Genomic DNA, 12,117 nt, shown 5'->3' with positions numbered 1-12,117 from the left:
TCGGTTGTAGAAAGTTCCATAGGCCTTTCTCTTGAGCATTCGCCGCTCCTGCCAAGCTTTGGATTATCGATCAGCCGCTCAGACTTGACCCCGCCTGTCCAAGGAACGAGATTGCAGATAAAGGTACACGGGCCTGTCACACGAATTGCGCTGGCCGCGCGAGAAATGTGTTGATCGAGAGGCATTTAGGGGAAAAACGGTGGAGAATCCCTCCGTCTCCGCCATTTTTTCCTATAAAGCATTGAGTTTAAGTCGGTATTTTTCAGGCAGCCTCACGCGACTCACAAAATTACCTACAAAAGCCAAAACGCTGAAAAGGCTGCCCGTTTGAGCGCCTAGCTGCGTCATTTCTATCGATTTTACTCGCTCAGGCGCGATATGCGCCAGGGATGCTCAGCCGGGGAGGGGGATAGAGGCCGTGCGGCTCGCCCGGCGGAGACGTGTGGCCGCGAAAAGCTGGCGTCCTGTACCCGATCCTTCAAAAGCGTGGTCATTTCAATGTGTTGCGGGGCTCTCCGGGACCAAGTCCATTGTGGGGCCCGGCTGAGCGCGTTAGAAACACGTGGTGCGCTTAAAATCGCTCATCACGGCTGCGGATTTCCGAATCGGCGAGACGTTCAGACGATTGTCGGGCATGCGGAGGAGGGCTTCGTGGTGCTCGCAGCCGCGAGGCAATGTGTTCAGTTTCTCGGTGGGAGAGTTCCGATTCTGGCGGAACGCGATGATCGGGTTCGTCAGCGGACGCATAGAGGAAGCGGGCTTCGCGATCTTGCTGGTGCTGGCACTTCTCGTGGCCCTGTCAGGCGCCGTCGTCGCGGTCCAGTCGATCGGCTTCACGGCTGCGAGTGACGCTGCGATCGAGGTGCGACAGGCCTCGGCTCGCCTCGTGCTCGATGGCGCAATGCGCAAGCAGTTGGAAAAGGTTATCCTGTCCGGGACCGGCGATCCCGACAGTATAGCGCGTAGCGCCGATGCACCGGCCGGCTCGCTCAGCTTCCAACTGAGTTTTGAGGAAGGCAAGGTCGATGTAAACAGCGCACCGGCGGAGCTGATTAAACTCGCGCTTCAGGCCGCCAGCACCGACATCAGCACAGTCGAGACGGTCATGGCAGCGGTAGCGGAGTTGCGCAGACGGCGCATAGCCGTCGCGGATTCGTCTCAACTCTTCCCGATCGAGAGCCGCACCACAGGCCGCTCGGCCAATGAGCAAAGTCGTTTCCTGACCACGTTCTCAGGCTCGCGAGGCATCAACCCGTCGCTGTCCGAGCGCGAGCTCCTCGACCACATCGTGCCGGAGAACGCCGCCGGCATCGCTCAATGACGAACGGGTGCCGGTAATGTGGCTTCCGGTTCCTGGCAGGGCTTGTTGACCTCCAGCCGCGCAACGATCGCACTGACTGGAATATACCGGCATAAGGATGGCTGGTCGCTGCGGCGAAAGGCTGTTTTCCGCATTGATCGTGGGCGCCACTCCGTCCAAATCCTGGCCTGGCGTACGCTTTGAAGGGGATGTCTTCTTCCCGCCATGCCCCCCGCGGGGGGGGCTGCGCAAAACAAGCCGACCAGCCCGCCAGTGCTGGCGCCGAGGCCAGCCCTCCACGAATAACCACCTTGGATATCTCGGCGGGAGCAGATCCGTATGGTTTAGAACTTATTCTTAATCCTCTCCGCCAGTTCAGCCTCGATACACAATTTTAAAGCGCGCGCTAATTTAGGTATCTTTCTCCATGAACCATCTTTCCTTACGGCTTCGACTGAAATATGACCATTATATTCAATTTTCCGAAATTCATCTCCATACAATCTACTCATAACGCTGAATAAATCTATGTATTGATGGCTCAGTTTTGATTTTGGAGCGATTTTTCCCCAATCAATATGCGGGGCATCAAAAATATCCAAAAATGAATCTTCGATCGGAAATCTTTTAACAAACCAGTCATCAGATAAAGTTGATTCATCCGTGAGGTTAGATAAGGCCTCCAACAACTCTTCTTCTGGCGTCTGTTCAAGATTGTTCATTTCCAAAGATCCTATAAAAGTTAAAATCTTTAACGTCGATATGCGACTCGTAGGTTTTTAAGCCAACTTTAGCGCCCACTGCATCACGAAAACCGCCTTTATTATGCGCTTTGACGTTGTCTCTCTGTTGCCCGGGGGGGCTTCTGGATTCGTACTCGCACGCGAAGTGCGGACGTGCCGATCTGGGTTCGTGGGATCGGCGTAATGAACGCCGCTCTTTGTTTTTTAGCTGTCCAATTCGAAGGGATGCCCAGCTTCTCTCGATCCAACGGGTCCTCAGGATCGGGCGGTGCAGCTTCAGGCCGTTCAGTTGGCGGCGCTGCAGCGACCGTCTCTTCGCTCATCTCCTCCGCTTCTTCGGTGTTTAGAACCTGTCCCCCCATCATAGCACCAGCCCGGCTGCCCGCGCGCGTCGCAGCATCAGCCGCCCGGGCCGCCGCAGCTGCGCGTCCGAGCGCCACCGCCCCTCGCACAGCCAAGCCGCCGAGCGCTATAGCGGTGCCGCCCGTATAGCCCGCAGCGGTCGAATCGATTCCGTCGTGGACGCTCTCGCTTTTGCCGCTAGGCCCTGCGGTGTTTCGGCTTCCGCCGTCATTGCCGTTGCTGTTGTCTCCTTCGGCCGACGGGCCGTCGCTGTTGTCGCGGCGCTCCCGTGGTGAACCTGGCCCATAGCGCATCCTTCCAACTCTGCGAAAAGACTGCACCATCAAAATCCGGGATCAAACACCTAGCGGTCGTCCGCGAATGGCACGCGGCCGACCGCGGGAAGTGGTCGGAAGGAGGCTCCGGAACTGGGCGAGGCGTGCAGGGGGCCGCAATGTGTCGTGTGCCCCATTCGTGCCTGTGCACAGGCGTCGCCCCTCGCCTGCGAAGGCCTGGGGATATAAGAGCACTGCGCACTGATGGATCAGTTGTTTCCTGAAATTGCCGGAATTGCCTCTGGCCCTGGAATTAAGTGCGGCAGCGGAAGCTTATCGGCTCCTGCCGCGCTCACAGACCCGAGTTTTCGGGTTTCCTATTCTGTGAAATTGGCATGCGCGACCACATCGCAGAAACCGGGAATGTGAAGGTGCTCCTGCTCGCGGCCAATCTCCCCCATCAGATTGAGGACACCCGTCATCGGCTTGCGGCGCACAATTGCTCCCATTGCGCTCAGCATCGCCTTCTTGAAGCCCAGACGCGGGTATTCGGCGAGAATAGCCTCTACTGCTTCAGGTGACAGAAGTGTTCGCGGGAAGGCCCCGATGTCGATCCCTGCTCCGATTTGAAGAAGCGCGACTTCCGGTTGTTTGCGCTGCGGAATGTTGAGTGTCGTATGTAACGCAATCGCGTCCCAGATCACTGCGATCTTTCTGTCAGGATAACCCTTCTTCGACAAGAAATCGGCCGCAGCGTCAGCACCGTCAATCTCGAACCGGTCATTGGCGATGAACGCATCGACCAGCCCGAGATCGTGCAGCATCGAACCTATGAATAGAACTTCTTCATCATAGTTTGTTCCTTGTGCTGCGGCTGCCTCCTGAGCGAACGCGTAGGTTCGCCTCACATGATTGAACAGAAATGCAGGGGAATGGTCGCGAGCAAGTTCCATCGCGGCGAGGCATATGGGGGTATCAGGATAGGTCATGGGTATCTCCTTGCCTTTACAGCGTAGGAAGTCATGATCCTGTCGCAAATGACATATTTCCCTCGTTTTCGGCCATGATCGCAATCGGCATGTTCTTGACCCCTGGGTTCCAGATGCTCGACCTCGCTGGACCTTCGAGCGCCTTCGAATGCGCCACCTCCAAAACAGGTAGTCCGGCCTATCGCGTCCTGCCGGTCTCGCTCGAAGGCGGGCCTGTTCGCAGCAGTCTCGGAATCGATGTTGCGACCCAGCGGTTTGATGGGCAGCCGATCCATACCTTGATGGTCGCTGGATCAATGCCCGAGGTCGTTCCGCCCTGTGCCGCCTCAAACATGTTCGCCGAAGCCGCATCTCTCTGCGAGCGCGTTGCCAGTGTCTGCACCGGTGCTTTCACGCTGGCGGCGGCGGGATTGCTGGAAGGGCGTCGTGCGACGACGCATTGGAAATACGCGGCGCGTCTCCAGCGAGACTATCCAGGAATTCATGTCGAGCCGGATAGGATCTACTGTAGAGATGGAACGGTATGGACCTCGGCCGGCATCACCGCCGGCATTGATCTGGCTCTGGCGATGATCGAGCAGGACTGCGGCTTCTCAACCGCGCAGAGCGTTGCGCAACATCTGGTGGTTTACCATCGGCGGCTCGGCGGACAGTCGCAATTTGCAGCTTCTGGGCAGATCCAAACGCAGAACGGTCGCATTGCGGCCGCACTCGCTTTCGCGCGCGAGAACATCTCGGAACCGATTACGGTCGAGATGCTGGCGGATGTTGCGGGAATGAGTCTGCGACAGTTCGGCCGCTCGTTTCGCTCGGAGACGGGGACGACCCCAGCCTCAGCCGTCGAGCGCATGCGTGCTGATCTCGCCCGTGGCCACCTCGAGAGCAGCAGCGAACCAATTGAAAGAATAGCTGAGATCGTCGGTTTCGGCGATGCAGAGCGAATGCGACGGGCGTTTCTGCGCGTATTCGGATTGCCGCCGCAGTCCATTCGAAGGGTTGCAAGGATCAAGCCTTGAATGGTCCCGAGTTGATTCCATCTTCCAGATGGGATTTGAGCAAAACTATCGGCATTTTCACTCAAGAAGCGCATATACGAAAATCGTGAGAGGCTCCATTGTTCGAGAATAGGTCTCTTTTTCGCTCATCTTGCTCTGGAAACTGATGGCGGAGCGATCCGAGGTGATGAATCGCGCCGCCATCACTTTCCAGCGCTTGCGTATCGATCGTCCGGAAGGGCGGCGTTGAGGCCTGACCCGAGCTGCTGCCCCGGCATTCCGCGTTCGCAAGGGGCGCGCGCAGGCTATCCCGATCCCGGTTCCGCATTGGTTCGATCGGCGCGCGCCGGGAGCTCGTTCGCGAAGATCGTCCGCCCCCGCTCGCCGGCGAAATAGCCTCTGAGCCAGGGATCGTCATGGGCGAGCAGGTCGCGCAGCGTGCCGACCGCGATCACCTTGCCGCGCGCGATGGCCGCGATCCTGTCGCAGGTCGCATGCAGGCTGCTCAGATCATGCGTGATCATCATCACGGTCAGGTTCAGGCTCGCCTTCAGGGTCAGCAGGAGCTGGTCGAAGGAATCGGCCGCGATCGGGTCGAGGCCGGAGGTCGGCTCGTCGAGGAACAGCACTTCGGGATCGAGCGCGAGGGCCCGCGCCAATGCGGCGCGCTTGGTCATGCCGCCCGAAAGCTGGGCGGGGTACTTTTCCGCCGCGTCGCCCGGAAGTCCCACCATCTCGAGCTTCAGCATCGCCATCTCGGTCATCAGGGCCGGCGACAGATGCAGCAGCTCGCGCATCGGCAGCTGGATGTTCTCCGCGATGGTCAGAGAAGAAAACAGCGCACCATGCTGGAACATCACGCCGCAGCGCTGCTCGAGCGCGCGCCTTTGCTCCTGGGTGATGGCGTCGAGATCCTGGCCGAACATTTCGATGACGCCGCCCGCCTTGGGCAGCAATCCGAGAATCGTGCGCGCCAGGACCGATTTTCCTGAGCCGGACGCGCCGATGACGCCGAGGATTTCGCCTCGCCTTATGTCGAGGTCGAGCCCGTCCAGAATGGTCTTGTCGTCCAGGACGACGCGCAGGTCCCGGACGCGCAGCGCGAACTCGCTCACGGGGCCGGCGCTGTCCTGGTCGGCAGCATCCATCGCTGTCTCCCGCTAGATCTGACGGGCCGCGCCTGCGATCAATGGGCGAAAAGCAGCGGAACGCTCGCGTTCGCCAGCAGCTCCTCGGTCACCCCGCCGAGGATCCATTCGCGGAAGCGGGAATGACCATAGGCGCCGGCCACGATCAGATCCGCGGAAATCCTCTCCGCCTCGCCGAGAATGGCATCCGAAACGAGCGCCTGAGTGCTCAGCGCTGCTGCGGTCGCCGCGACGCCGTGGCGGGCGAGATGGGCGGTGATGTCGGCCAGGATCTCGGCGCCGCCCATCCGGCCATGCGCTTCCTCCGCGACGGTGACGATTTGGACCTGGGTCGCCCGGGCGATCAGCGGCATGGCCTCGGCCACTGCGCGGGCGCTCTGCCTTGTATCGGTCCAGGCGATCAGGACGGTTCGGAGCGCGGAGCGCGGCGCGACCTTCGGCGGGAGCAGGTAGAGCCCCCTGCCGCCGTCGAACATGACGGTCTCGATCAAGGATCGCCAGCGCGTCGTGTCCTCGTCCCGTGGGCATGTCGCGAGAAACAGATCGTTCCAGCGCGCTTCGCTGGCGACGGCGCGTTCCAGGGTGCCCGGGAAAGCCTCCACGCGGCGCAACTCGTGAGCCGGGCGGAGGCGCGCCAGCCTTTGCCGCAATCGCTTCTCGCCGGTGTTGCCCTCCTCGGTGGCGGCTTCCACCAGTTGCCCGATGGCGGTGACGCCGAAATCGCCGGCGAACAGCGCCGGGTCGGGCAGGGGATTGGTGAAGACGCCGGTGATGCGCGCGGATTGCTGCCCGATCAGCGCCTCCGCATGCGCCAGGCGAAATTCGTCTTCCGGCGAGCCGTCGAGATGGACGGCGATGTCCCGATAGGCGGCACCGTGATTCGCGGGCGCCGCGACGACTGTTGCCGGAGTTTCTGTGGCGTTGGTCATGCTCGCCTCCGCATCGATAGGGACGCGCCTCTCGGGCCAGTCCGCGCCGGAAAGGTGTGCGGTGCATTGATCCTCGTCAAGCAGCGGATGGAGAGTGACGGCTTGCGTTGAATCAAAGGCAAGGGGCGGCATTTCGGACAGGCTATCGTCGGGGCATCCAGCTGTGGCTTCGGAGGATGATCATGTCGTCAGAGCGCTCGGCATCGCAGCCAGGGACGAACGGGGGGCGGCCTGCCCGATCCAGGATGATGTGCGCGGCCGTGTTCGCGGAGCCCGGCCGCATCGAGCTCGAAGACAAGCCGATTCCGGATGTCGGGCCGCTCGATGCGCTGCTGCGCGTCACCACGACGACGATCTGTGGCACTGACATCCATATCCTCAAGGGCGAGTATCCGGTGGCGCGCGGCCTTACGGTCGGCCATGAGCCAGTGGGCGTGATCGAGAAGCTCGGCTCGGAGGTGCGGGGCTTTCAGGAGGGGCAGCGCGTGATCGCCGGCGCGATCACGCCGTCCGGTCACAGTGCCGCCTGCCTGTGCGGCTGTTCCTCGCAGGATGGGCCAGGTGAGCGCCACGGCTTCAAGGCCATGGGCGGCTGGCGCTTCGGCAACACCATCGACGGTGCTCAGGCCGAGTATCTCCTCGTGCCGGACGCGATGGTCAATCTCGCGCCTGTCCCCTCGGTGTTGACCGACGAGCAGGTCCTGATGTGTCCGGACATCATGTCGACCGGATTTTCCGGCGCCGAGCGCGGCGGTGTCAGGATCGGCGACTGCGTCGCCGTCTTCGCCCAAGGGCCGATCGGCCTGTGCGCCACCGCCGGCGCACGCCTGATGGGCGCGACGCGCATCATCGCCGTGGAGAGCATACCGGAGCGGCAGGCCGTGGCGCGTCGGCTCGGCGCCGACGAAATCGTCGATTTTTCGCAGGTCGATCCCGTCGAGGAGATCATGCGGCTGACCGAGGGGCGGGGCGTCGACGTCGCGATCGAGGCGCTCGGACGGCAGGAGACTTTCGCCGCCGCCCTGCGCGTGCTGCGCCCGGGCGGAACGCTGTCCTCGCTCGGCGTCTATTCGGGCGATCTCACCATCCCGCTCGGCGCTTTTGCCGCGGGGCTCGGGGATCATCGCATCGTCACAACGCTGTGCCCGGGCGGCAAGGAGCGGATGCGCCGCCTTGTCGACGTCGTCGCGTCAGGCCGGGTCGATCTCGCGCCGCTGGTGACGCATCGCTTCCCGTTGGAGCGGATCAAGGACGCCTATGATCTGTTCTCGCACCAGCGCGACGGCGTGCTCAAGGTCGCGATAACCCCCTGAGGCTCCGCCGGGCGCGGGCGCCGGGCGGTCCTATAGCATCGGACCGAAAAGTGGGATCCACTTTTCGGAAAACTCCGATGCGACAACAATGAGATAGATCGCCGTAACCGCGTCCGAACGGACGCGCGGCGATCTAGAGCACATAGTCCTTGTAGCGCTCGATATAGTCACGGGCGCTGCGGTTGAGCTCGCGTATGCGTTGTTCGGCCGCGTCCGCATCTCCGCGGATGATCGCCTCGAGCACGGCCCGGTATTGCGTGATGCCCATCGCGGCCCGGCCGGGCAGCAAGGCGACGCGCCGGATGGTGACGCGTGTGCGGTCATAGACCCGCTCGAGCAGGTCGCTCAGCACGGGGTTGCGCGCGGCGGCGGTGATCCGGGCCCGGAAGGTCTCGATCGCCTCGACATGCCGGTCGATGTCGCCGGCCTTGAGGCTTTCCTCGAAGGATGGGCCGAAGAGCTCGCTGACATCGTCCCAGTCGGACGGCTTGGTGTTCAGCGTCGCGAGCCGGACCGCCAGCCCGTCGAGCGCTTCCCGGACCTCGTAGAGCCGGTAGGTCGTTTCCATGTCGACCGCGCTCACCACCGCGCCCTTGTTGGGCTCGCGCGTGATCAGGTTGCGGTCTTCGAGCGTCGCGAGCACCTCGCGCGCCTTGGCGCGCGGCAGGTCGTAGGCCTGGGCGAGGTCCTCTTCGGGAAGGCGACTCCCCGGGCTCAGCGCCCGCGAGGAGATTTTCCGGCGCATGTCGACGATGGCGGCCTCGACCGTCGTGGGCTGTCTCTTCTGCCTCGGCATTGCTGCGATCCCAAATTCTGCTGACACCGGAATAGAGGGAAGCGGCAGTCAGATCAATCGTGTCGACAAAATATTGTACAATCGATTGCATCATAGTTGACACACGAAAATGTACAGAGCTAGGTTGCCTCCACCTGAACGAAGGCGGAGACGGCATCATGGCGCTCGAGCGAGAACTGGAAGTTCCCGGCCGGGAGGGGAGTGCGCTACTGGCGCGGCGCAATGCGGCGGTGGCTCGCGGCGTTGCCAATGGGCCGCCGGTCTTCGCCGCCACGGCGTCGGGCGCCGGGCTCAACGATGTCGATGGCAACGCGTTCTTGGATTTCGCCGGCGGCATCGGCACGCTTAATGTCGGCCATGCCCATCCCGAGGTGGTCGCCGCCGTGAAGGCGCAGGCCGACCGCTTCCTGCACACCTGCTTCAACATCGTCATGTATCCCGGCTACATCGAGCTGGCCGAGAAGCTGATCTCGCTGGTGCCTGGCACCTGGCCGAAGAAGGTCATGCTGCAGACGACCGGCGCCGAGGCGATCGAGAACGCGATCAAGGTCGCGCGCAGCGCCACCGGACGCCAGGCGGTGGTGGCCTTCGAGGGGGCCTTCCACGGTCGCACCTATATGGCGCTGTCGCTGACGGCGAAGGCGCCGGGCTACAAGAGCGGCTTCGGGCCGTTCGCCTCGGAAATTTATCGCGCGCCGTTCCCGGTCCTCTACCGCTCGCCCCAGCAGAGCGAGGAGGCTTGCGCCGACGTCGCCTTCGCCGAATTCACCCGCCAGATCGAGATGGAAGTCTCGCCGGAAGCGGTTGCGGCGGTGGTGATCGAGCCGATCCAGGGCGAGGGCGGCTTCCACGTCGCCCCGGCCTCCTTCCTCCGCAAGCTGCGCGAATACTGCACCCGCCATGGCATCGTCCTGATCGCGGACGAGATCCAGTCCGGCTTCTGCCGGACCGGAGAATGGTTCGCGACCCAGCATTCAGGCGTCGAGGCCGATCTCTATACCCTCGCCAAATCGATGGGCGGCGGCATGCCGATCGCCGCGCTGGTGGGCCGCGCCGATCTGATGGACGTGCCGAAGGTCGGCGGTCTCGGCGGCACCTATGGCGGAAACCCGCTGTCCTGCGCGGCTGCGCTCGCGACCATCGCGGTGATGGAGCGCGATGACTATCGCGAGAAGGCGCGCCGCATCGGGGCCATCGTCGAGCAACGGTTCGCCGCCTGGGCTCAGCAATACGCCGTCGTCGGCGATGCCCGCGGGCTGGGAGCGATGCGCGCCATCGAGATCGTGCGCGACCGGCGCTCACAGGAGCCGGCCGGCGACATCGCGGCCGAGATCGTCGATGCCGCCTATCGCCGGGGGCTGATCCTGGTGAAGGCGGGCTTCCACGGCAATGTGATCCGCTTCCTCGGCCCGCTCTCGCTCGAACATGATCAGCTCGAACGCGGTCTCGATATTCTGGGCGAGGCGATCGCGCTCGTCGAGGCGCGCCACAAGCCGCTCGCCAGGAGCGCCTGAGGTTTCCATGAACACGCTGCTCAAACTCGCCAACGCCCGCAAGGTCGTGCAACTGCTCGGCTCCGCCGGGCCGGACAGCCAGGTTCTTGTTCTCTACGATCTCTACACCGACCATAATGTCGAGCCGCTGGCGATCGCCCTGTCCGAGGTCGGCGCGGCCATCCATCTCATGCAGGTGGAGGGCTCGGCCCGCCATGGCCGCCAGCTCTCGACCATCGCCGCGGAGGCGATGAAGGCGGCCGATCTGGTCATCGGGCTGACGCGCGCCAACATCGCCCATACCCAGGCACGTCAGGAAGCGACGCGCGCCGGCACGGGCGTGATCGTGCTGCCGGAATCGCATCAGTCCGATTTCTTCATGGCCGAGGGCTGGGAGGCTGATTTCGTCGGCCTTCGCCCGGAGATCGAGGCGCTGGCTGCGGCTTTCACGGCCGCCTCGACGGCGCGGGTCACCAGCCCCGCCGGCACCGACGTGACCATGAGCATCGCCGGCAGGCGCGGGCGGGCGCTGCACGGCTTCGCGAACACGGTCGATATTTCCGCGGGCTACTGCCTCGAGGCCAGCCTGGCCCCGGTCGAAGGCACGGCCGACGGTGTGATCGTCGTCAATGCCAGCATTCCGGGCGTCTCGCTGATCGGCAGCGAGCCCGTCCGGATCCACATGGAAAAGGGCATGGCGGTTGCGATCGAGGGTGGTGCGGAAGCGCGCCAGTTCCGCGATCTGCTGGCGAGCTTCAACGACCCGCTGGTCTACAATCTCGGCGAGCTCGGCGTCGGCATGAACCCGAAATGCGTCCTCGACGGCACCATGCTCTCCGATGAAAGCGTCTATGGCTCGATCCAGCTCGCGCTCGGGACCAGCGCCTATATCGGCGGCACCGTGAAGGCTGCTGCCCATTACGACACCATCCTCACCGATGCCACGCTCGAGCTCGACGGACAGCCGGTGCTGCGCGGCACCGAGCTGCTGCTGGAAACCGCGTCATGAGCATCGATCTCAGCCGCGACGACCAGGGCGTAGTGACGGTTCTGATCAACCGCCCCGCCAAGCGGAACGCCTTCACCATGGAGATGTACCGCGCCTTCGGGGCGGCCTTCGCCGAGCTGGAGGCGGATGACGGGGTGCGTTGCGTCGTCGTGCGCGGGGCAGGCGGGCATTTCTGCGCCGGCAGCGATATCGGCGGCTTCGGCGAGGATCGCGACGGGCGCCAGCAGGCGCGCGAATACGCCGATTTCACGCTCGAGATGACCGATCGGCTGAAGGACCTGCGCCATCCGACCGTCGCCTGCATCGAGGGCGTCTGTGTCGGGGGCGGCCTGGAGATCGCGGCGATGTGCGATGTCCGCATCGCCGCCCGATCGGCACGCTTCGGCGTGCCGATCAACCGGATCGGCCTGACGCTCGATTATCGCGAACTGGCCGACATCGCCGCCGTGATCGGCCATGCGGCCGCGCTCGAAATGCTGATCGAGGGGCGGGTGTTCGGGGCCGAGGAAGCGTTGGCCAAGGGGCTGGTGGCACGGCTCGCCGATGATGCCGATATCGCCGACGAGGCCTTCGCCGCAGCCTCGCGGATCGCGGCCGCTGCCCCGCTCGTCAACCGTTGGCACAAGAAATTCATACAGCGACTGCGGCTGAGCGAGCCGCTGAGCGAGGCGGAGAAGGACGAGGCCTATGCCTGCTTCGACACCGAGGATTATCGGCTTGGTCGCGACGCCTTCGCCCGCAAGCTGAAGCCGGTCTTCGTCGGACGCTGAGCCATGACCTCAGAG

The 12,117-nt window shown here is 63.2% G+C and carries 11 protein-coding genes; 6 read left to right on the top strand and 5 right to left on the bottom strand.

All coding sequences use genetic code 11. From position 1 onward, the window contains the following. The first annotated feature begins 721 nt into the window (after positions 1 to 721). On the top strand, positions 722 to 1,321 hold the full coding sequence (locus AC3RCC_RS19300) for a hypothetical protein (RefSeq protein WP_492256278.1): 600 nt from the start codon (positions 722 to 724) through the stop codon (positions 1,319 to 1,321). A gap of 323 nt (positions 1,322 to 1,644) precedes the next feature. Here AC3RCC_RS19300 and AC3RCC_RS19295 read toward each other — a convergent pair whose 3' ends face one another. Together AC3RCC_RS19295 and AC3RCC_RS19290 are read right to left on the bottom strand one after the other, a co-directional pair. Then, positions 1,645 to 2,022 carry a hypothetical protein gene (locus AC3RCC_RS19295; protein WP_492256277.1) on the bottom strand — a complete coding sequence of 126 codons (378 nt, stop codon included), beginning with the start codon at positions 2,020 to 2,022 and terminating at the stop codon, positions 1,645 to 1,647. Between the two features lie 1,015 nt (positions 2,023 to 3,037). Then, a complete protein-coding gene (locus tag AC3RCC_RS19290) occupies positions 3,038 to 3,649 on the bottom strand; it encodes an HD domain-containing protein (protein WP_492256276.1) in 612 nt (203 codons plus the stop codon). Positions 3,650 to 3,723: 74 nt separating this feature from the next. Here AC3RCC_RS19290 and AC3RCC_RS19285 point away from each other — a divergent pair, with 74 nt between their 5' ends. Then, positions 3,724 to 4,665, top strand: a complete 942-nt coding sequence (locus AC3RCC_RS19285) for a GlxA family transcriptional regulator (RefSeq protein ID WP_492256275.1) — start codon at positions 3,724 to 3,726, stop codon at positions 4,663 to 4,665. Between the two features lie 284 nt (positions 4,666 to 4,949). On the opposite strand, the gene AC3RCC_RS19280 is transcribed toward AC3RCC_RS19285, so the two are convergent. Both AC3RCC_RS19280 and AC3RCC_RS19275 read right to left on the bottom strand, forming a co-directional pair. Beyond that, positions 4,950 to 5,792, bottom strand: a complete 843-nt coding sequence (locus tag AC3RCC_RS19280; protein ID WP_492256274.1) for an ABC transporter ATP-binding protein — start codon at positions 5,790 to 5,792, stop codon at positions 4,950 to 4,952. A gap of 38 nt (positions 5,793 to 5,830) precedes the next feature. After that, positions 5,831 to 6,853 carry a universal stress protein gene (locus AC3RCC_RS19275; RefSeq protein ID WP_492256273.1) on the bottom strand — a complete coding sequence of 341 codons (1,023 nt, stop codon included), beginning with the start codon at positions 6,851 to 6,853 and terminating at the stop codon, positions 5,831 to 5,833. A gap of 116 nt (positions 6,854 to 6,969) precedes the next feature. On the opposite strand from AC3RCC_RS19275, the gene AC3RCC_RS19270 reads away from it, so the two are divergent. Next, a complete protein-coding gene (locus tag AC3RCC_RS19270) occupies positions 6,970 to 8,034 on the top strand; it encodes an NAD(P)-dependent alcohol dehydrogenase (RefSeq protein ID WP_492256272.1) in 1,065 nt (354 codons plus the stop codon). A gap of 133 nt (positions 8,035 to 8,167) precedes the next feature. On the opposite strand, the gene AC3RCC_RS19265 is transcribed toward AC3RCC_RS19270, so the two are convergent. Further along, a complete protein-coding gene (locus AC3RCC_RS19265) occupies positions 8,168 to 8,830 on the bottom strand; it encodes a GntR family transcriptional regulator (RefSeq protein WP_291636631.1) in 663 nt (220 codons plus the stop codon). Between the two features lie 158 nt (positions 8,831 to 8,988). On the opposite strand from AC3RCC_RS19265, the gene gabT reads away from it, so the two are divergent. From gabT to AC3RCC_RS19250, 3 genes are read left to right on the top strand one after another with little or no spacing between them, the layout of a single operon-like run. Further along, positions 8,989 to 10,344, top strand: a complete 1,356-nt coding sequence (gabT, locus tag AC3RCC_RS19260) for a 4-aminobutyrate--2-oxoglutarate transaminase (RefSeq protein WP_492256271.1) — start codon at positions 8,989 to 8,991, stop codon at positions 10,342 to 10,344. A gap of 7 nt (positions 10,345 to 10,351) precedes the next feature. Continuing rightward, complete coding sequence (locus AC3RCC_RS19255) at positions 10,352 to 11,332, top strand: aminopeptidase (RefSeq protein WP_291636633.1); 981 nt, start codon at positions 10,352 to 10,354, stop codon at positions 11,330 to 11,332. Next, positions 11,329 to 12,102 carry an enoyl-CoA hydratase/isomerase family protein gene (locus AC3RCC_RS19250; protein ID WP_492256270.1) on the top strand — a complete coding sequence of 258 codons (774 nt, stop codon included), beginning with the start codon at positions 11,329 to 11,331 and terminating at the stop codon, positions 12,100 to 12,102. Before AC3RCC_RS19255 ends, AC3RCC_RS19250 begins: the two co-directional genes overlap by 4 nt. Positions 12,103 to 12,117: the final 15 nt, after the last annotated feature.

It is taken from the genome of Allobosea sp. GW823-FHT01F03 (assembly GCF_058798075.1).
Note: the sequence above shows the minus strand (reverse complement) of the source record. Positions and strands in the feature narration are given on the sequence as shown.

Coding starts and splice junctions, on each gene's coding strand:
- AC3RCC_RS19270 (WP_492256272.1), top strand. CDS start 6,970: ATGTGCGCGGCCGTGTTCGCGGAGCCCGGCCGCATCGAGCTCGAAGAC.
- AC3RCC_RS19265 (WP_291636631.1), bottom strand. CDS start 8,830: ATGCCGAGGCAGAAGAGACAGCCCACGACGGTCGAGGCCGCCATCGTC.
- AC3RCC_RS19255 (WP_291636633.1), top strand. CDS start 10,352: ATGAACACGCTGCTCAAACTCGCCAACGCCCGCAAGGTCGTGCAACTG.
- AC3RCC_RS19280 (WP_492256274.1), bottom strand. CDS start 5,792: ATGGATGCTGCCGACCAGGACAGCGCCGGCCCCGTGAGCGAGTTCGCG.
- AC3RCC_RS19275 (WP_492256273.1), bottom strand. CDS start 6,853: ATGCCGCCCCTTGCCTTTGATTCAACGCAAGCCGTCACTCTCCATCCG.
- AC3RCC_RS19295 (WP_492256277.1), bottom strand. CDS start 2,022: ATGAACAATCTTGAACAGACGCCAGAAGAAGAGTTGTTGGAGGCCTTA.
- AC3RCC_RS19290 (WP_492256276.1), bottom strand. CDS start 3,649: ATGACCTATCCTGATACCCCCATATGCCTCGCCGCGATGGAACTTGCT.
- AC3RCC_RS19300 (WP_492256278.1), top strand. CDS start 722: ATGATCGGGTTCGTCAGCGGACGCATAGAGGAAGCGGGCTTCGCGATC.
- AC3RCC_RS19285 (WP_492256275.1), top strand. CDS start 3,724: ATGATCGCAATCGGCATGTTCTTGACCCCTGGGTTCCAGATGCTCGAC.
- gabT (WP_492256271.1), top strand. CDS start 8,989: ATGGCGCTCGAGCGAGAACTGGAAGTTCCCGGCCGGGAGGGGAGTGCG.
- AC3RCC_RS19250 (WP_492256270.1), top strand. CDS start 11,329: ATGAGCATCGATCTCAGCCGCGACGACCAGGGCGTAGTGACGGTTCTG.